The following is a 19,529-nucleotide window of genomic DNA, read 5'->3' as shown; positions in this document are numbered from 1 at the left end:
CCCGTGTCCTCCTGACAACGTTGTCAACTGCACGGGATGATCCTTTCCGTTGTCCGGTGGACAAATCAAGCCCCGCTCAGACCTGGTGCGTGACGTGCCCTCCGACGATCGTCGCCGTCACGGGGAGGTTGCGCAGGTCCGCCGGGGACAGCAGGGACGGATCCGTCGCCGTCACCATCAGGTCCGCCACGTCCCCCACCGCGACGCCGCGGCGGCCGCCCGAGGAACAGGCCAGCGCCTCGGCGAACGGGATCGCCTGCTCCGGGTGCCACGGCGGGCGGTCGTCGTCCGTGCGGGCGATCGCCGAGGCGATGCCGTCCCACGGGTCCAGCGGGGCCACCGGCGCGTCCGAGCCGAATTCCAGGCGGGCACCCGATTCCAGCAGCGACCGGTACGGGAACGCCCGTGCCGTCCGGCCGTGCCAGTGGCGGTCGGCGACGTCGCGGTCGTCCGGCTGGTGCGCGGGCTGGACCGCCGCGATCACGCCCAGCGCCGCGAACCGCGGGACGTCCTCGGGGGTCAGCAGCTGCGCGTGCTCGATGCGGCCCGGGCAGCCGACCTCCTCGAAGGCGTCCAGCGCGATCGTGTTGGCGCGGTCGCCGATCGCGTGCACCGCCGGGAGCAGCCCGTGGTCGAACGCCCGCCGCATCAACGGAACCAGCTCGGACGGCGGCAGTTCCAGCAGGCCCGGCGAGCCGCTGCCGGGGTAGGGCTCGTGACAGTACGCCGTGCGCGTGTTGAGCGAACCGTCCACGAACAGCTTGTACGGCCCCACCGTGAGCAGCCCGCCCGAGTCCGGCAGGACGTCGCCGGTGCGGTGGCCGCGCTCGATGGTCTGGTCCAGCAGGTGCCGGGCGATGACGCAGGAAACGCGCATCGACTTCGACCCGCGGCGCGTCCAGTCCGCGACCGTGTCCGCGTATTCGTAATCGACGATCTGCGTGACACCCCGCGCGGCCGCCGCGGCCAGCGCTTCGGTCACCCACTGGTCCTGGACGTCGATCGCCGCCGTCGGGAGCTGGGCCGTCGCGCTCATGCAGTCGTTCTCCAGCAGCACCCCCGTCAGGTGGTCGCGGCCGATGAGCTTCAGCGCCGCCGGGCTCAGCCACAGCGTGTGCAGGTCCGCGCTGAACAACGCGACCGCGCGGCCCGGCAGCGCCCGCTGCAGCAGGTCCTTGTGCGGCTTGTCCGGCCACAGCCCGTCGCGGAACCCCGCGCCCACGACCAGTTCCGTCTGCGGAGACGGCGTCGCCAGCAGGTGCGCCAGCAGCAGCTCGATCGCCTCGGCCGCCGACCGCGCGGCGTCCAGCGGGATCCGGCGCCGGAACGTCGCCCACTGGACGACGTGGACGTGCGCGTCCACCAGTCCCGGCAGCAGCGTGCCGCCGTGCCCGTCGACGACGCGGGCCGCGAAGCCGTCCGAGCCCGGCTCGGTGATCGACGTGACCCGGCCGTCGTTCACCCGGACGTCCGCGAGCGCGCCGCCGAGCCCGGGCCGCACGCGGCGCAGCAGGAGATCATCCATGCCGGTTACCTTGCCAGCCCGGACCCGTCCGGGTGAAACCGCGCTTGAAAGTAAAACAGCGGGGGTATTCCTTCCGTTGTAGTCACTGGCAGCCGTCGCCCGCCGAAGGGACTGGGCCGGTTACGAGCGCCGCCTTCACAAGCCGCGCAGGGTTCGACTCCCTCGGTTGCCGCTCAGCCCACCGGCATGTCCCGGCGCCGCAAGGCAGCCAGGCCCGCAATGCCGGTGCCGAAAGCGATGAGCGCCAGCCACAGGACCGGCGTGACCGAGAACGTCCCGCCCGGCAGCCGCGCCAGATGCTGGAACGGCGAGATGCCGAGGACGACATCGTTCCACCGCAACGCCGAACCCACCAGCGACAGCAGCAGGAATCCGCCCAGCAGTCCCCACGCCGCCGCCGCGAAGCGGGGCAGGAAACCGATCAGCGCCGCGGCCAGCCCGGTCAGGACCCAGACCGCCGGCAGCTGTGCCAGCGCCGCCGGGACCAGCGTGACGCCGGACGTCAGGCCGGTTGCCAGGCCCGTCACCGCCAGCACGAACGCCGGGCCCAGCACCGCGAACGTCAGGTGTCCCAGCGCCCAGCCGATCCGCCCGGTCGCCGTCGCCAGCACCGGTTCCGCGCGCCCGGACGCCTCCTCCGCACGCAGTTTCAGCGTCGCCTGCACCGCGTAGCCCGCCGCTGCCAGGCCGAACAACGTCATCGTCCCCGCCAGGTACGGTTCGCCGCCGCCACCCATCCGGGACAGCACGTCCGCGACCGCCTTGTTGTCCCGCATCATCTCCGTGACGTTCTTCGCCACGCCGCCCATCAGCAGCCCGACAAGCCCGAGGCAGACGGTCCAGACCAGCAGCGTTCCCCGCTGCAGCCGCCAGGCCAGTGCCCACGGCGACCGCAGGGACGCCTTCGCCGCCGCCCGGCCCGGCCGGGCCGGGAGCAGGGCCGCGCCGAGGTCACGACGTCCGGCCAACGCGACCGCCAGTGCCGCCAGCAAGCCCGTTGCCGCGACGCCCGGTAGGAGAACCCACCACTGCTCCCCCGCGAACGGCCGCAGCCGGTGCGCCCAGCCGATCGGCGACAGCCAGGACAGCCAGCCCGCCGACGAGCTGTCACCCGCGGCGCGCAACAGGAACGCCAGGACCAGCACACCGATCCCGATGCCGCGCGCGCCGCCCGCGCCCCAGGTGAGCTGCGCGGCGACCGCGCCGACGCCCGCGAACACCCAGCCCGCCAGCGTGAATCCGGCTCCCAGCGCCAGCGCGCCCGCCGGCGGAACCCCTTGCGCGGCAACGCCGAACGCCACCAGCAGCCCGTGGACCACGCATGCGCCGCACGTGGCGAGCATCGCCGCGGCCAGTCCGGCGTGCCGTCCGACGACCGTCGCGCCGGTCAGTTCCCGGCGGCCCGCCTCCTCCTCAGCCCGGGTGTGGCGGATCACCGTGAGCAGCGCGATCAGGCCCACGACGACCGGGACGAACCCGCACTGCCACGCCAGCAGGTTCCCCGCCGAGGAGCCGTAGAGCGGGCCGTTGCGGACCACGAACGTCGCGCTGGCCGCGTTGAGGTCGTAGAAGTGCTGCCGCGACACCGCATCCGGGTACGCCGCCTCGATCGACGACAGGTAACCCAGCGGCGCGGCCGCCAGGGCGAGGATCCACAGCGGCATGAGCAGCCGGTCGCGGCGCAGCACGAGCCGCAGCAGCGCCGCGGTCCCGGTCATCGCGCCGCTCCCGCCGGGACGTCGTGGCGGTAGTGACGCAGGAACAGCTCCTCCAGTGTCGGCGGGCGGCTCACCAGGCTGCGCAGTCCCGCTTCGGCCAGGTGCCGCATGACGTCGTCCAGGTCCGCCTGGTCGACGGACAGGTGGACGTGCGAGCCGTACGTGCTCAGGTCGTGGATGCCCGGCACCGCCGCCAGGTCCGGTGGCACGTGCGCGAGCGAGGCGTCGATCGTGATCCGGCCGAGGTGGCGCAGCTCGTCCAGGGTGCCCGACTCGACCGTGCGGCCGTCCCGGACGATCGTGACGCGGTCGCACAGCGCCTCGACCTCGGACAGGATGTGCGACGACAGCAGCACGGTCCGGTCGCCGCGCTCCCGTTCCTCCGCGACGACCTGCCGGAACACCTCCTCCATCAGCGGGTCGAGCCCGGACGTCGGCTCGTCGAGCACCAGCAGCTCCACATCGGACGCCAGGGCCGCGACCAGCGCGACCTTCTGCCGGTTGCCCTTCGAGTACGTCCGGCCCTTCTTGCGCGGGTCGAGGCCGAAGCGCTCGACGAGGTCCGCGCGCCGCTTCGGGTCGAGACCGCCGCGTAGGCGGCCGAGCAGGTCGATGACCTCGCCGCCGGTGAGGTTCGGCCAGAGGGTGACGTCGCCGGGCACGTACGCGAGCCGCCGGTGCAGCTCGGTCGCGTCGGTCCACGGGTCGCCGCCGAGCAGGGTGGCGCGGCCGCCGTCGGCCCGCATCAGCCCCAGCAGGATGCGGATCGTGGTGGTCTTGCCGGCGCCGTTGGGTCCGAGGAACCCGTGCACCTCCCCGGTGTGGACGGTCAGGTCGAGCCCGTCGAGGGCCTTCACTGCGCCGAACGCCTTGGTGAGGCCGTCCGCGGTGATCGCTTCGGCCATCGTCATTCCTTCCGTGGGGTTTCCGTGGCCTTCTTGAGGGATTCGGGCGTGCCGAGGGGATGCGTGAACAGGTATCCGGCGGCGAGCGACATGCGCAGCATGGCCTCGTGGGTGCCCGGTTCCTCGCCGAGCGCGCGGGCGACGTGGTCCTGCAGGATCATCATCCCGCCGGTCATCGCCGCGAGCGCCGCCGCGCAGGCCCGCGGGTCGGGCATGCCCGGCTCCTGCTCGCGGAAGTAGCGTTCGGTGCCGTCGACGATCTCGGCGAACTGCACGGCGGCGGCTTCCGAGCCGTCGATCATCGCCCGGCCCATGTAGCGGCGGAACAGCAGCTGCCGGGCGTCGAACGTCGGCACGAAACCCGGATCCGCGTGCCCCTTCTCGAGCGCCTCCTCCTTGAACTTGAGCAGTTCGCCGAAGACGTAGGTGTCGCAGGCGGCACGCAGGCCGTCCTTCGAGCCGAAGTGGTGGCGGATCAGCCCGCCGGACACCCCGGCCTCCCGCGCGATGTCCAGGATCGACGTCTTCTCCATGCCGCGTTCGGTGAACAGCCGGATGGCGGCGTCGCGGATCCGGGCCCGGGCAGTGAGGTCTTCGGAGTTCATCAAGGTCCTATACGTGCGTGTAGTCGACTACACGAGAATGTAGCGCGCTATACGTGCGTATAGCAAGGCGCCACTTTCACGTGAAAGTGGCGCTTCCGGTGACCGCCTAACCGCCGAGCCGGTTAGGCCATTCGGCTCGCAACCAATTGCGGTCGATGGGCTAATCGTCTGATTGCTGCCGAAGATCCCACCCTGTGTACTGCTCGGATGACACAGCACAGATCGCGCTGGAGACGGCGGGCCGGGATCACCGTCCTCGCCACCGCACTCGGCGCCTCCGTTCTCGGCGTCGCCGTTCCCGTGGCCTCCGCGCAGCAGGCCCCGCCCGTCAACGGCGCGGCCGACGGCAAGACCCTCGACGAGCACGACCGCGCGCTGGTCGCCGAGGCCGAAAAGGCAGGCAAGCCGGACGTCACGCTGCTCATCGCTGCGGAGAAGGGCCAGACCGGCGCCGCCGCCGACGAGCTGAAGGCCCTCGGCGGCGTCGTCCAGTCCACCGACGCGAAGCTCGACTACCTCAAGGTCAGCATCCCGCCCGACAAGGCCGAAAAGGCCGCGAAGCTCAAGTCCGTGAACGCCGTCGACGTCGACGGCCTGATCGTGCGCGACGACCCGAAGCCCGACGGCGCGATGACCCCGCTGCCGCAGCCGGCCCCGGGCAAGGACACCCCGCGCGTCAACCCGTACCTGCCCACCGGGGACACCTACGCCGCGCAGTTCGGCCAGGTCCTGCCGAACTGGGACGGCAAGGACACCACGGTCGCGGTGCTCGACTCCGGCGTCGACCTCGACTCCCCCGCGCTGGCCACCACCAGCCACGGCGAACGCAAGATCGTCGACTGGTACAACGCCAACGCCACCAACTCCGGCGACGGCACCTGGGTCAAGCAGTCCACGCAGACCTACACCGGCGACTTCACCGCGAACGGCAAGACGTGGAAGGCCCCGGCGACCGGTGGCCCGTACACCTTCGGCGTGTTCGGCGAGACCGCGGGCGACCTGGGCGCCGCGGACAGCGAGACCGGCGGGGACGTCAACCGCGACGGCGACCGCGCCGACTCCTGGGGCGTGCTGCTCGACACCGCCACCAAGGAAGTCCGGGTCGACCTCGACGGCGACGGCGACTTCACCGACGAGAAGCCGATGACCGACTACAACAAGAAGTACGACGTCGGCTTCTTCGGCACCGACAACCCGGCGACCGACATCGCCGAGCGGATGGCCTTCGTGGTCCAGACCGACAAGGCGGGCTTCGTCGGCATCGGCATCGCCGGCGCCGAGCACGGCTCGCACGTGGCAGGCATCGCCACCGGCAACGACCTGTTCGGCGGCAAGATGGACGGCGCGGCGCCGGGCGCGAAGGTGCTCTCGGTCAAGGTCTGCCTGACCAGCGCCGGCTGCACCTCCTCGGGCCTGATCGACGGTGTCGTCTACGCCGCGAGCCACGGCGCCGACGTCATCAACATCTCGATCGGCGGCCTGCCCGCGCTCAACGACGGCAACAACGCCCGCGCGGAGCTGTACAACCGCACGATCGCCGAGTACAACGTCCAGATCTTCATCTCGGCGGGCAACAGCGGCGCCGGGGCGAACACCGTCGGCGACCCGTCGGTGGCCACGGACGCGCTCTCGGTCGGCTCGTACATCACCAAGGAGACCTGGCTGTCGAACTACGGCTCGGTCACGCAGAACCCCGAGTCGATGCACCCGTTCTCCTCGCGCGGCCCGCGTGAGGACGGTGGCTTCAAGCCGGACATCATCGCGCCCGGCGCGGCGATCGCGACCGTCCCGCGGTGGGAGAAGCCGAGCCCGGTGGCCGGCACGTACACCCTGCCCGCCGGGTACGCGATGCTGCAGGGCACGTCGATGGCGGCGCCGCAGGCGACCGGCGCGGCGGCACTGCTGGTGAGCGCGTACAAGGCGACGCACAACGGGCAGCGGCCGCCGGTGGCGCAGCTGCGTGCGGCGATCAAGTCGACCGCGCGGTTCGTGCCGGGCATCGGCGCGTACGCCCAGGGCGCGGGCTTGTTCAACGTTCCCGCGGCGTTCGTCGCGCTTTCGCTGAACCCGAAGCCGGACGCCGTGTCGACGTCGGTCGAGGTGCACACCGCGCTGTCGGGCCTGCTGGCCAAGCCGAACACGGGCGTGGGCATCCACGACCGCGAAGGCGTGACGGTCGGCAAGGCCTACACGCGGACGTACACGATCACCCGCAGCACGGGCTCGGCGCACCCGGTGCCGTACTTCGTGCGCTGGGTCGGCAACGACGGCACGTTCTCCTCACCGTCCACAGTGGTCCTGCCGCTGAACACGCCGGTGTCGTTCAAGGTGGACGTCAACCCGAAGACGGCAGGCGTGCACTCCGCGCTGCTGTACCTGGACAACCCGCTGACGATCGGCATCGACGTGCAGACCCTCAACACGGTCTTCGCGCCGCAGGAGTTCGTCGCCGCGAAGGGTTTCCAGGTCGACGTCTCGGGCAAGGCCGCGCGCAACCAGGCGGCCAGCTACTTCGTGCGGGTGCCGCAGGGCGCCAGCGCGCTGAAGGTGGACCTGGACGCGGGCGGCGGCGCCCCCGGCAAGGGCCAGGTGCGGTTCCTGCGGTACGACCCGACCGGTGTCCCGGCCGAGGCGAGCACCGCGACGACCGCGTGCTACCTGCCCGACGCGGGCGCGGGCTGCGCCGGCGGCACGCCGACCAGCCGCACCATCGCCAACCCGCTGCCGGGTGTGTGGGAGATCGTCGTCGAGGCGCGGCGGACGTCCGATGTGGACGAAGCGCCGTACAAGCTGTCGGCGTCGGTGCTGGGCACGGCGATCTCGCCGAACCCGGACACCATCGCATCGGCCACGCTGAACACGCCGGTCGCGCGGTCCTACACCGTGCAGAACACGCTCGGCGCGTTCACCGGCAAGCTGACCGGCGCCACGCTGGGCAGCGCGAAGACGCAGCGGCCGTCGATCACCGAAGGCGTCAAGCAGCAGTACCAGATCCCGGTGACGGCGGGCTCGCAGTCGCTGACCGTCACGATCGGCCGGACGTCCGACGTCGGCGCCGACCTGGACCTGGTGCTGTACAACTGCACGACCGGAACGTGCGTGCAGGCGGGATCGAGCGCCGACGGTGACTCGGAGGAGTCGGTGACCGTGGCCAACCCGGCGGCGGGCACGTGGGTCGCGCTGGTCGACGGGTACGCGGTGCCCAGCGGCAGCACCGAGTTCGACTACCTCGACGTGTTCACCAACCCGGCGTTCGGTTCGGTCGCGGTGACCGACACGGACACCGCGCACGCGTCGGGCACCTCGTGGACGGTGCCGGCGACGGTGACCGCCACCGCGGCCCCGGCCGCGGGCCGCACCCTGCGCGGTCAGCTGACGGTGAAGACCGACACCGGCGTCCCGGTCGGCTCCTCGCTGGTGCTGATCAACGCGGTGAGCTAGGCAACGCCTCCGAAGGCCACCATCAGGGCACCTGACGCCCTGATGGTGGCCTTCGGAGCATTCAGGCTTCCTGGGCGCGGGTGAGGAAGGGCGCCGGGTCGGCGAGGACGCGGTGGATGACGCGGCCCGCGGCGCCGAGGGTGGCCGCGTCGCCGCCCAGGCGGGACGCCGACATTGCCGGGGGTGCGCCGCGGAGGCCACCGAGGCGGGTGGTCAGCACCTCCGACACCGGGCCGGACAGCCACGGGTACAGCTGCGTGAACACCCCGCCCAGCACGATGCGGTCGAGGTCGAGCAGGTTCACCGCCGACGTCAGGGCGATGCCCAGTGCCCGTCCGGCCGAGGCGCACGCGTCGCGGGCCACGCGGTCGCCGCGGCCGAGGGCGGCCAGCAGTGCCGGGAGCGACGGGCTGTTTCCCGCCGCCAGCAACGCTTCCTGGCCCGCGTAGGTCTCCAGGCAGCCGTTTCCGCCGCAGCGGCAGGCCGGGCCGTCCGGGGTGACGACGACGTGGCCCAGCTCACCGGCCAGGCCGGTCGCGCCGGAGTACAGCGTGCCGTTCACCACCAGGCCCGCGCCGATGCCGACTTCGCCGGACACGTAGAGGAAGTCGCGTTCGCCGTCGCCGTACCAGAGCTCGCCCAGTGCCGCGAGGTTCGCCTCGTTGTCCAGCTCCACCGGGACCGGCAGCCGCAGCAGGTCGGCCGCGCGGACGTCCTGCCAGCCGAGGTTGGGGGCGCTGAACACGACGCCGTCGCCGACCGGGCCGGACACCGCCAGTGCCGCGCCCGCCACCTCCAGCCCCAGCCGGTGGGCCTCGGCGAGGACCTCGGTGGCCAGCGCCTGCAGCTCCCCGAGCACCTTCTTCGGCCGCGAGCCGCGGTTGTCCCGCTCGCGGCGGGCCGCGCAGCGAACCGCGCCGGTCAGGTCGAGGACGCGCGCGGCGAGGTAGTCGACGTTGATCTCCAGCCCCAGCGCCGCCACCCGCTCGCCGCTGAGCACGACCTCCACGCCCGGACGGCCGCGTTCGCCCGCGCGGGCGGGACCGGTTTCGGCGAGCAGGCCCGCGTCGACCAGGTCACCGACGAGCTTCGACACCGTGGACTTGGTCAGCCCGGTGACCTCGGCCAGCGCGGCCCTGGTCAGCGGCCCGCCGCGGCTGACCGCGCCCAGCACGACCTCGAGGTTGCGGGCGCGCATCTCCTCGTGCCGCACGGCCTGCGTCATCGTGTCCCTCCTGCGAAGCACCTTAACCGGCCTCTTGACGCCCGGGACCGCCGCGGCGCATATTTAGTCTACAACGTGAACTAAATGAAGGGACAGTCATGAGCGACTACGCCCCCCGGCCGGCCGACAAGTTCACCTTCGGCCTGTGGACCGTGGGCTGGCCGGCGAACGACCCGTTCGGGGTCGCGACGCGGGCGCCGCTGGATCCGGTGGAGAGCGTCCACCGCCTGGCGGAGCTGGGCGCCTACGGCGTGACCTTCCACGACGACGACCTGCTGGCCACCGAGCCCGACCGCGACAAGGCGATCGAGCGGTTCCGCAAGGCGCTCGCCGAGACCGGCCTGAAGGTCCCGATGGCGACGACGAACCTGTTCACCCACCCGGTGTTCAAGGACGGCGGCCTGACCAGCAACGACCGTGACATCCGGCGGTACGCGCTGCGGAAGGTGCGCCGCAACCTCGACCTGGCCGCCGAGCTGGGCGCGGAGACCTACGTCGTGTGGGGCGGCCGCGAAGGCGCCGAGTCCGACGCGGCGAAGGACGTCCGCGCGGCACTCGACCGCTACAAGGAAGGCCTCGACCTCCTCGCGGACTACGTCGTCGAGAAGGGCTACAACCTGCGGTTCGCGCTGGAGCCGAAGCCGAACGAGCCGCGCGGCGACATCCTGCTGCCGACGATCGGGCACGCGCTGGGCTTCATCTCCCAGCTCGCGCGGCCGGAGATGTTCGGGCTGAACCCGGAGGTCGGGCACGAGCAGATGGCCGGGCTCAACTTCGTGCACGGCATTTCGCAGGCGCTGTGGCAGGGCAAGCTGTTCCACATCGACCTCAACGGCCAGCACGGCCCGAAGTACGACCAGGACCTGATCTTCGGCCACGGCGACCTGAAGAGCGCGTTCTTCCTGGTCGACCTGCTGGAGAACGCCGGCTACGAGGGTCCCCGCCACTTCGACTACAAGCCGATGCGCACCGAGGACGCCGAAGACGTCTGGGCCTCGGCGGCGGCGAACATGCGGACCTACCTGATCCTCAAGGAGAAGTCGGCGAAGTTCCGGTCGGACCCCGAGGTCGCGGAGGCACTGGCGGCATCCCGCGTCACCGACCTGTCGACGCCGACGCTGGCCCCGGGCGAGACGTTCGACGACGTGCTGAACGACGAGTTCGACCTGGACGAGGCCGCCGCCCGCGGCTACCACTTCACGCGGCTCAACCAGCTGGCCCTGGAGCACCTGATGGGCGTTCGCTGACAAGCCTCCGAAGGCCACCTTCAGGGCACCTGATGCCCTGAAGGTGGCCTTCAGAGCACTCGGCGGCAGCCTGCCCGCGGCGGCCCGGCCCGTTCACGGACTTGGCGTCTGTGCATGGGCCGTTCACGGAATTATGCGAGCCCGGCGGCGTACCGGATCGCGCCCAGCAGCAGCGTGCGGAAGGCCGGGTCGGTGTACGACTCGGTCGTGTGGCCGAGCCCGGTGTGGAAGGCCCGGCCCCTGCCCTGGGGGTGGCACCACGTGATCGGGTGGTCCGCCCCCATCTCGCCGCCGGTGTAGCTGGACTCGTCCAGCGTCTGGAGCACGCGGACCCGGCCACGCGGGTTGGTGCGATAGTTGTACAGCTCGTCGGTGCGGGTCCACACCGGCGGCAGGTGGGCCGTCGCCGGGTGGGTGGCGTCCTCGGTCATGATCCGCGCCTGCTGGATTGCCGGATGGTTCTTGAACCACGCCCCCACCAGCCGTCCGTACCAGGGCCAGCCGTACCCCGTGTCGGCCGCGGCGTGGATGCCGGCGTAGCCGCCGCCTTCCTCCACATAGGACTCGAACGCCGCCTGCTGCGCCGGGTCCAGTACCTCGCCGCTGGTCGACAGGAACACCACCGCCGCCCACGGGGCCGACGTCAGCGCCGACGCGTCTTCCGTCGCCGTGACGTCGAACCCGTGTGCCGCACCCAGTTCCCGGATCGCCTGGATCCCGGCCGGGATCGAGTCGTGCCGGTACCCGGCCGTCTTGGAGAACACCAGCACCCGCACGGAAACCCGCTTCACTCGGTGGGAACCGCGGCCGCCAGCAGGAGGTCCTTGACCTCCGTCGCGTGGATCTTCTCCCGGGCCAGCGACGGGTCCGAGCACAGCAGCACCGGGCCGTCCTCCGGCGAATCCGGCAGGCGGCCGTGGCTGCCGCGGACCGGCGCGGGATCGAGCGGGACCACCTGCATCGAATAGCGCAGGCCGAGCTTCTTGCGGGCCAGTGCCGCCGCCGCCTTCAGCTTGACCTTCGGGTCGTTCGGGTCGAAGAACAGCTCGGCCGGGTCGTAGCCGGGCTTGCGGTGGATCTCGACGGTCTTCGCGAAGTCCGGCGCGCGGTCGTCGCTCAGCCAGTAGTAGTACGTGAACCACGCGTCCGGCTCGGCGATCGCGACCAGCTCGCCCGCGCGCTCGTGGTCGATGCCGAGCCCGGCCTGGCCTGCCCGGTCGAGCACGACGTCCACTCCGGACAGTCCCGCGACGATGTCCCGCACGCGCGGCAGGTCCGCCGGGTCGGCGACGTACACGTGTGCGACCTGGTGGTCGGCCACCGCGAACGCCCGCGACGTCCACGGGTCCAGGTACTCCATGCCCGCTTGGACGTACACGTTGAGCAGGCCTTCGCGCCGCAGTGCCCGGTTGATGTCCACCGGGCGGCTCGCGTTCGTGATGCCGTACTCCGACAACGCGACGACCGTGTGCCCGCCCGCGGCCGCGAAGTCCAGCAGGGGCTTCAACGCCGCGTCGATCTCGCGGGCGGCGGCCGCGGCCTGTGGCGCGTCCGGGCCGAAGCGCTGCAGGTCGTAGTCCAGGTGCGGGATGTAGACCAGGGTGGTGTCCGGCCGGTCCTCGGTCATGATCTTCTGCGCCGCGGCGATGATCCACCGCGACGACGTGATGGCCGCCGTCGGGCCCCAGTACGTGAAGAGCGGGAACTCGCCGAGGTCGCCGACCAGCCGGTCGTGCAGCTGGGGCGGGAAGGTGTAGCAGTCCGGGGACTTCTTGCCGTCGGCGTGGTAGATCGGCCGCGGGGTCACCGTCAGGTCGGTGTCCGCGCCCATCGCGTACCACCAGCAGACGTTCGCCACGCGATGCCCGGCCTGCGCGCGGCGGGCGGCGTCCCAGAACTTGTCGCCCTGGACCAGCTTGTTGTGCTGGCGCCAGAGGAAGATCTCGCCGAGGTCGCGGAAGTACCAGCCGTTGCCGACGATGCCGTGCCCGGACGGCTGCAGCCCGGTCAGGAACGTCGACTGCACCGAGCACGTCACGGCCGGGAACACCGTGTCCAGCTGCGCGGTGAAGCCGGGTTCGGCCATCTTGCGCAGGTTGGGCATGTGCGGCAGCAGCCGCGGGGTCAGCCCGACGACGTCGAGCACCAGCAAGCTCACAGCGAAACCTCTTCCAGGCCAAGGGTGGTCAGTTCGCGCCGGGTCCAGTCCAGCTCGGCCGCGATGCCCGCGACCAGCCCGGCGTCGTCGGCGGGTGCGTCCGGGAGCACCTGCCAGGTGTAGGTCTCGACCTCGACGTGGTCGGTGCGCGCGGCCGCGCCGCCGAACAGCTCGGCCAGTGTCCCGGCCAGCACCGGCCGGGTCGACGTCAGCGGCGGCACCGGGTCGGCGTGCAGCGGCACGTGGAAGTGCACGCGCCACGGCGTCGCACCGGGCAGGCCACCGGCCAGTGCCACGTCGAGGTCGTCGGCGCCCGGCGGGGCGCCTTCGTTGCTCTGGTGGAGAAACCGCGGCTCCACAAAGGACTCCAGTGCGCGCCGCGTCGCCGGATCGCCCGGCGTAGCAGCCTCGAGCGCCGCCGACGCCTGGAGCTTGACGACGTCCAGCCCGGCGGCGCCGAGACGGCCCAGCGCGGCCGCCGGATCCTCGAACCCGACGGCGAGGTGGCAGGTGTCCAGGCAGACACCCAGCCATTCTTTGTCCACTTCGGACAGCAGTGTTGCCGCCTGCCCGGTGGTTTCGATGACGCAGCCGGGTTCGGGCTCGAACGCCACCCGCACCGGCCGCTCCAACGCCGCCAGTCCCTTGGCCAGCACGTCGAGCTGGCCCCGGTCGTCCCGCCATTCGGTGCGCCAGCCCAGCGGGAGCGTCGACACGCTGCCGCGCACGGCGTCGTCCGGCATCAGCTCGCCGAGCAGCCGGGCCAGATCCAGGGTGTACTGCGTGCGCTCGGGCGTCGCCCAGTCCGGCCGGTACACCTTGTGCTTGACGACCGGGTCGTGGAAACCCTGGTACGGGAAGCCGTTGAAGGTCACCACCTCCAGGCCGCGCGCGGCCAGCTCCGCGCGCAACCGGGCCACCGCCGCCGGGTTCGCCACCAGCTCCGACGCCACCGGCCGGGCCAGCCACAGCCCCAGGCCGAGGCGGGACACGCCGAGCCGCTCGCGCACCGGCTCGCCGAAGCGGGCCAGCTGGGCGAGCACGCCGCCGAGGTCCTCGGCCTGGTGCACGTTCGTGCAGTAGGCGAGGTGGACGAGCGTGCCGTCGCGATGCCGGAACCTCACTTGCGTGCTCCCCGCAGGATCGAGTTGCCCGCGAACTCGGCGTCCGCCGTCCCGCCGTCGAGGTCCAGGCGGCCGCTCTGGCCGTAGAACTCCACGGGGTTGCGCCACAGCACACGGTCGACGTCGTCCTCGGTGAACCCCGCGGCCAGCATCGCGTCGCCGGTCTTGCGGGTCTTGAGCGGGTCGCTCTTGCCCCAGTCGGCCGCGGAGTTCACCAGCACGCGCTCGGTGCCGTACTCGCGGAGGATCGCGACCATCCGGTCTTCGTCCATCTTGGTGTCCGGGTAGATCGAGAACCCCATCCAGCAGCCGGACTCCTTGACCATCCGCACGGTCACCTCGTTGAGGTGGTCGAGCACCACCCGCTCCGGCGCGATGCCGGACTCGCGGACGACGGCGATGCTGCGCTCGGTCCCGGCCGCCTTGTCGCGGTGCGGCGTGTGCACCATCGCGGGCAGGTCGTGGTCGATCGCCAGGGCGAGCTGCGCGGCGAACGCCGTGTCCTCCTCGGCGGTCATCGAGTCGTAGCCGATCTCGCCGACCGCGACCACGCCGTCCTTCTCCAGGTAGCGCGGCAGCACGTCCAGCACCGGCGTGCAGCGGGGATCGTTGGCCTCCTTGGGGTTGAGCGCGATCGTGCAGTGGTGGGCGATGCCGAACTGGCTCGCCCGGAACGGCTCCCACCCGACGAGCGCGTCGAAGTAGTCGGTGAAGCTGCCGACGTTCGTGCGGGGCTGGCCCAGCCAGAACGCCGGTTCGACGAGCGCACGGACGCCGGCGGCGTGCATGGCCGCGTAGTCGTCGGTGGTCCGGGAGCTCATGTGGATGTGGGGATCGAAGATACGCATCAGGCGTCCTGTTCTGCCAGCAGCGGGAGGAGGTCGGCGGGCACTTCGCGGCCCGCGGCGGTGCGCTCGGCCGCGAACGACCGCAGCATGCGCCGCAGCTCCGCGTCGGCCCGGCGGTCCAGGCCGGCCACCGAGGCCAGGGGAATGCCCATGAAGACGCACTTGAGGACGCCGTGGCGGTACGCGGCGTCGTCGAGGTGCGTGGCGGCGTACTCCCCCATCGCGGCGGTGACCAGCCGGGTGTCGTTGGTGCGGAGGGCGTCCGCGACCAGCTCGACTCCGGCGTCCCCGATGTCCACGACGGACAGTCCATACAGGACGGCACGCTTCTCGGCCGCGTCGCCGAACCGGTAGAGATCCGGCATCTCGGCCGCGGCACCCGGCGCGGCCTCCAGCAGCCGGACGCGGGCCACGTCGTCGACCGTCCACCCGGGAACGTCCGACGGTCCCCGTCCGACCCGGCGGCCGACGGCGGGGAACAGCGTCCGCAGCGCGGCCGCGTCGGCGGCCACCTTGGTCAGTGCGTCGTCGAGCCAGGCGTTCACGCCGTCACCGCCTTCCGCAGGAATTCGAGGGACTCGCGGGCGATCCGCGGTGCCGCGTGGCTGTCCCGCGGCAGCTCGACGGCCACCAGCCCGGTGTAGGGCGCCAGCGCCGCCAGCACGGGCGGGAAGTCGATCTCGCCCTTCCCGAATTCGAGGTGTTCGTGCGTGCCGCGGCGCATGTCGTCGATCTGCACGTTCACCAGCCGCGGCAGCGCCCGGCGGACGCAGTCGGGCACGGACGCGGACTCGTTGCACCGGCAGTGCCCGATGTCCAGCGTCAGCCCGAACCGCTCCGGATCGCCGAGCCGGGCCGAGAGGGCGAAGTAGCCGTCGAGGTCCTCGACGAGCATCCCCGGTTCGGGTTCGAACCCGAGCTTGACGTCGTGCTCGTCGGCGGCCTTGAGCACCTCCGCGCAGCCGTCCACCAGGTGCGTCCAGGCTTCCTCGGTGGCCAGCCCGGCGGGTTTGTTGCCGCTCCAGAACGACACGGCCTCCGCCCCGAGATCGGCCGCGATCTCCACGGCCCGGGTCAGGAACTCGATGCGGCGCGCGCGGTCGGGGTCGAGGAACGTCGGCGAGTGCTTGCGCCACGGGTCGAGCAGGAACCGCGCGCCCGTCTCGATCACGACCGCGAGGCCGAGGGAGTCCAGCTCCCCGGCCAGCGCGGCGACCCGGCGGGCGAGGTCCGGCCCGAACGGGTCGAGGTGCTGGTGGTCGAGCGTCAGCGCGACGCCGTCGTAGCCGAGGTCGGCCAGGACGCGCAGCGCGTCACCGAGGCGGTGGTTGGCGAACCCGTTGGTGCCGTACCCGAATCTCACGTCGGCGACACCTTCCGGCTCAGCGCCCGCGCGATCGGGAACGCCACCGCCACGGCCAGCGCCGAGCGCCACGCGCCGGTCCGCGCGATCAGCCCGGCCTGCAACGGGATCATGCCGTGGATACCGGCACCGACGGCCCGCCGGATCTTCGGCGCGGCCGGGTCGCGGACGGCGTCGTACTGCGCCCGGCCGGTGGTCAGCGCATACGTGCCCACCAGTCCCGAGGCCAGTGCGCCACCGCCGGCGCCGGCGCCGGCGAAGCTCACCCCCGCCGTCGCGGCCAGGGTGGTCGCGGGCAGCGCGGGTTTCGCACCGTCCACTTCGGACCGCGACAGCGCCGTGACGGCCAGGGTGTGCGCCCCGACGGTCAGCGCCGCGGGCAGTGCGGCCCGGGAACCGCCCGCACCGAGCAGGACGTCGAGGCTGCGGGCGGCGGCCATCGCGACCGGGCCGAGCACGGTGTTCTTGAGCACGAAGTCGTACGCCCACACGGTCGCGGCCAGCGGCACGGCGACGCGCAGGGCCCGGCGTCCGCCGGCGACGGCCGCGATGCCCAGCCCGCCCGCGGTCAGCCCGGTGGCCACGCCGAGCGCGGCGCGCGGCGTGACCCGGCCCGACGGGATCGGCCGTTCGGGCCGCTCGACTGCGTCGAGCCCGCGGTCGGCGTAGTCGTTGAGCGCCATGCCCGCCCAGTAGATGCAGACGGACGCGCCGGTCAGCGCGAGCGTGCGGCGGCCGAACGGCCAGCCCGAGGCCGCGGCCCCGGCGACGGCGTCCCCGGGCACGGTCAGCGCCGCGGGCGCGCGGACGAGTTCGACGAAGGCCTTCACCGGTGCGCCCACTCGCGCAGGGCCGCGTACTGCGCGGCGAGGTCGTGCGGGCCGTCGCCGACGGGATCCTTGAAGAAGAAGCCGAACTCGGCCACCGGCCCGGCGACACCGTCGCGGCACGCCTTGGCGGTCAGCCGGGCGAGGTCGAGCACCAGCGGCGCGGCGAGCGCGGAGTCACAGCCCTGCCAGGTGAGCTGCAGCGTCATGCGCGCGCCGAGGAAGCCTTCGAAGAGGACGTGGTCCCAGGCGGTCTTCCAGTCGCCGAGGGCCGGGACGTAGTCGATGTGCACCTCGCCGTCGACCTCGCGGCCGAGGTTCTGCGACAGGACCTGCTGCTTGGACGCGTTCTTGCTGGCCGCCGCGCCCGGGTCGGCCAGCGTGGCGCCGTCACCCCCGCCGAGCAGGTTCGTGCCCGACCACGCCAGGACGTTCAGCGCACGCTGGGCGAACATCGGCGCGAGCACCGACCGCAGCAGCGTCTCGCCGGTCTTGCCGTCCCGGCCCGCGTACGGCTGCCCGGTGGCGCGGGCCAGCTCGTCGAGCGCGGGCAGCCGGGCACCGGTGGACGGGGTGAAGTCGACAAAGCCACAACCGGCCCGGAAGGCGGCGTAGGCGTACAGCGCACTCGGCGGCAGGGTGTCGAGCGCGTCTTCCAGCGCGGCGAGGGAGGCGTGCGCCGGGTGCGGCTCGCACGGCGGTTCGGTGGAGGAAACGTTGACGACCACGACGTGGTCCAGGCCCGCCCGGAACTCGGTGAGGTCGGCGACGATCTGCTCGGCCGCCGCGCGCCCGCCCCCGGACGGCGCGGGGCGCAGCCGGGCCTCCGCCGCTTCCAGCTCCGCGGCCACCGCACCCGGCAGCGCCGCGGGCAGCACCCCGGCCGCGGCGAGCTGCTCGGCCCGCTTGACCAGCGGCGTGCCGACGACGTCGTGGCCGCCGAAGACCAGGTCCCCCAGGCCGGGCAGCCCGGCCCCGGCGAAGTCCGGCAGCTCGGTCACGCACCCGGTCCGCGCGGCCAGCCCCGCCCGCAGGGCGGCCGCCCCGGCCACGGCCGTCGTGGCCACCGATCCCCGGGCGCCGATCAGCCAGACGCCGATCTTCCCCATGATTCCTCCAGTTCCGCAGGTCAGCCCGCGCCGCCGCCCCCGGCGTCACGCGGGTCCGGACCCCGCTCGCCGCGAGCGAGCGAATGTCCACCTGATCTACATCGCTGTACCCGATCGGGTGTTTCCATTCGCTCGTACGGGCCACCTGGGGACAACCCAATGTGGCGTTGGGTGCACCGATGGGCACTGCGGCGCGCAGCGCTTCCGTTGAGGGCGGCGGCGGGTATGGGAGGAGCACCGAAGGCCACCTTGGGTGCGCTGGATGGGCACTGCGGCGCGCAGCGCTTCCGTTGAGGGCGGCGGCGGGGGCATGGGAGGAGCACCGAAGGCCACATTGGGGTTGTTTCATCTTGGTTTGTGCTGGTCAGGCTGTGTTGGCTGGGTGTGGTAGTGGTCAGGCCGGGCTTGGTTGGGCAGTGTCGCGGGCGTGTTGTTCGTGCTGGGTGAGCACGAGCAGGGCGCGCAGCAGGGTGGTGGCGTGGCGGGGGTGCAGGCGGAGAGTGTCGAGGATGTGCCAGTGTTTGAGGGCAGCGAAGCCGCCCTCAACCGCGCACCGCATCGCCGAGAACACCGCGTTGGCCTGCTTCTGCGCTTTCGTCAGCGGCCGGCGGGCTTCGGCCTTGTAAGGCGTGAGCACAACCTGCTCACACGCTCCGCCGCAGCGGCGGCAGTCACGGGTGGTGCGGATGTCTTTGTGCCAGCCGTGGAACCCTTTGTCTGCGGCCGGGGTCAGGCCGTGGACGTGGAGCCGTTCGCGGATGCGTAGCCGGCGGGCGGCGGTGATGTCGGCGGTGCGGCCCGGCAGGGCCGGGGAGATCCATAACAGCCGGCCGTGTTCGTCGGTCAGGGCGAGCACAACCAGGCCGTGGTGTTTGTGTTTGCCGTTGTAGTGGGCCCGGTTGTGCGTGCCGGTGCGGCGACGGGTCCGGATCAGGGTGCCATCCACCAGCACCACCTGCCCGCCCGCGCGGGCGTGGCGGCGCAGGACCCGGTGCAGGTGGGTGGCGCGGGCGGCGAGCAGGGCGATCGCTTCCAGCACCCAGCGGCGCACCGTGGCGGCGGAGACTCCCATACCGGCTCCGAGGTGGGCCAGGCGCGGGTCGTGGCGCAGCACAGCCAGCACGACCAGTGCCTGCCCGGCGGGAGTGGCCTTACGCCAGCGGGACCGCAACCGGCGGCGGTGGGCACCGATCAGCTCGGCCAGCATCCGCAGGGTCGACCGCGAGAGCGGAAGAACCACCTGGTAGGAAAGGGCCTCGAAGCCCTCGGCGGGTTGTTGACTCACATCTCGATCTTGCCGAGGGCTTCACCCATCCCCAGCACCACCCACACCGGTCCCAACACCCCTCCTTGCCACCACAGGCAAACCACCACCCACCCAACACCCCTCACCAGCACAAACCACGATGAAACAACCCCATTGGGGCGCTCGGG

General features: G+C 72.1%; 16 protein-coding genes. 2 read left to right on the top strand and 14 right to left on the bottom strand.

Translation table 11 applies throughout. From position 1 onward, the window contains the following. Positions 1–76: 76 nt before the first annotated feature. The 4 genes from ABJI51_RS16990 to ABJI51_RS16975 form a co-directional block, all read right to left on the bottom strand. Positions 77–1,525, bottom strand: a complete 1,449-nt coding sequence (locus ABJI51_RS16990; protein ID WP_348951939.1) for an amidohydrolase — start codon at positions 1,523–1,525, stop codon at positions 77–79. Between the two features lie 173 nt (positions 1,526–1,698). Beyond that, a complete protein-coding gene (locus ABJI51_RS16985; RefSeq protein WP_348951937.1) occupies positions 1,699–3,243 on the bottom strand; it encodes an ABC transporter permease in 1,545 nt (514 codons plus the stop codon). Beyond that, a complete protein-coding gene (locus ABJI51_RS16980) occupies positions 3,240–4,148 on the bottom strand; it encodes an ABC transporter ATP-binding protein (protein ID WP_348951935.1) in 909 nt (302 codons plus the stop codon). Before ABJI51_RS16980 ends, ABJI51_RS16985 begins: the two co-directional genes overlap by 4 nt. 2 nt (positions 4,149–4,150) lie before the next feature. Beyond that, positions 4,151–4,753 (bottom strand): TetR/AcrR family transcriptional regulator, encoded by a 603-nt coding sequence (locus ABJI51_RS16975; RefSeq protein ID WP_348951933.1) that lies wholly within the window; start codon positions 4,751–4,753, stop codon positions 4,151–4,153. Positions 4,754–4,960: 207 nt separating this feature from the next. Here ABJI51_RS16975 and ABJI51_RS16970 point away from each other — a divergent pair, with 207 nt between their 5' ends. Continuing rightward, on the top strand, positions 4,961–8,194 hold the full coding sequence (locus tag ABJI51_RS16970; protein ID WP_348951931.1) for a S8 family serine peptidase: 3,234 nt from the start codon (positions 4,961–4,963) through the stop codon (positions 8,192–8,194). A 61-nt stretch (positions 8,195–8,255) separates the two neighbouring features. Here ABJI51_RS16970 and ABJI51_RS16965 read toward each other — a convergent pair whose 3' ends face one another. Beyond that, positions 8,256–9,419: an ROK family protein gene (locus tag ABJI51_RS16965; protein WP_348951929.1), complete on the bottom strand. Its 1,164-nt coding sequence runs from the start codon at positions 9,417–9,419 to the stop codon at positions 8,256–8,258. Positions 9,420–9,517: 98 nt separating this feature from the next. On the opposite strand from ABJI51_RS16965, the gene xylA reads away from it, so the two are divergent. Next, the gene (gene xylA / locus ABJI51_RS16960; RefSeq protein ID WP_348951927.1) at positions 9,518–10,666 is read left to right on the top strand and encodes a xylose isomerase; all 1,149 of its coding nucleotides are present in this window, start codon (positions 9,518–9,520) and stop codon (positions 10,664–10,666) included. Between the two features lie 131 nt (positions 10,667–10,797). Here the strand turns inward: xylA and ABJI51_RS16955 are convergent, their stop codons facing one another. The 9 genes from ABJI51_RS16955 to ABJI51_RS16915 form a co-directional block, all read right to left on the bottom strand. Further along, a complete protein-coding gene (locus ABJI51_RS16955; protein ID WP_348951925.1) occupies positions 10,798–11,457 on the bottom strand; it encodes a ThuA domain-containing protein in 660 nt (219 codons plus the stop codon). Further along, complete coding sequence (locus ABJI51_RS16950; protein ID WP_348951923.1) at positions 11,454–12,824, bottom strand: alkaline phosphatase family protein; 1,371 nt, start codon at positions 12,822–12,824, stop codon at positions 11,454–11,456. The genes ABJI51_RS16955 and ABJI51_RS16950 overlap by 4 nt, the downstream gene beginning before the upstream one ends. Next, positions 12,821–13,948 (bottom strand): metabolite traffic protein EboE, encoded by a 1,128-nt coding sequence (gene eboE, locus ABJI51_RS16945; protein ID WP_348951921.1) that lies wholly within the window; start codon positions 13,946–13,948, stop codon positions 12,821–12,823. The genes ABJI51_RS16950 and eboE overlap by 4 nt, the downstream gene beginning before the upstream one ends. After that, positions 13,945–14,796 (bottom strand): TatD family hydrolase, encoded by an 852-nt coding sequence (locus ABJI51_RS16940; protein WP_348951919.1) that lies wholly within the window; start codon positions 14,794–14,796, stop codon positions 13,945–13,947. Before ABJI51_RS16940 ends, eboE begins: the two co-directional genes overlap by 4 nt. Continuing rightward, positions 14,796–15,341 carry an EboA domain-containing protein gene (locus tag ABJI51_RS16935; RefSeq protein WP_348951917.1) on the bottom strand — a complete coding sequence of 182 codons (546 nt, stop codon included), beginning with the start codon at positions 15,339–15,341 and terminating at the stop codon, positions 14,796–14,798. Before ABJI51_RS16935 ends, ABJI51_RS16940 begins: the two co-directional genes overlap by 1 nt. After that, entirely contained in the window at positions 15,338–16,159 is an 822-nt protein-coding gene (locus ABJI51_RS16930) for a sugar phosphate isomerase/epimerase family protein (protein ID WP_348951915.1), read from the bottom strand. The genes ABJI51_RS16935 and ABJI51_RS16930 overlap by 4 nt, the downstream gene beginning before the upstream one ends. Next, on the bottom strand, positions 16,156–16,989 hold the full coding sequence (locus tag ABJI51_RS16925; protein ID WP_348951913.1) for an SCO3242 family prenyltransferase: 834 nt from the start codon (positions 16,987–16,989) through the stop codon (positions 16,156–16,158). The genes ABJI51_RS16930 and ABJI51_RS16925 overlap by 4 nt, the downstream gene beginning before the upstream one ends. Beyond that, on the bottom strand, positions 16,986–18,095 hold the full coding sequence (locus ABJI51_RS16920; RefSeq protein ID WP_348951911.1) for an inositol-3-phosphate synthase: 1,110 nt from the start codon (positions 18,093–18,095) through the stop codon (positions 16,986–16,988). Before ABJI51_RS16920 ends, ABJI51_RS16925 begins: the two co-directional genes overlap by 4 nt. A 394-nt stretch (positions 18,096–18,489) precedes the next feature. After that, positions 18,490–19,380, bottom strand: a complete 891-nt coding sequence (locus tag ABJI51_RS16915; protein WP_348948736.1) for a transposase family protein — start codon at positions 19,378–19,380, stop codon at positions 18,490–18,492. Positions 19,381–19,529 lie beyond the last annotated feature (149 nt).

The organism is Amycolatopsis melonis, from assembly GCF_040064235.1.
In the GTDB taxonomy this organism is placed as follows: domain Bacteria; phylum Actinomycetota; class Actinomycetes; order Mycobacteriales; family Pseudonocardiaceae; genus Amycolatopsis; species Amycolatopsis melonis.
This window is presented reverse-complemented; position numbering and strand designations above follow the sequence as displayed.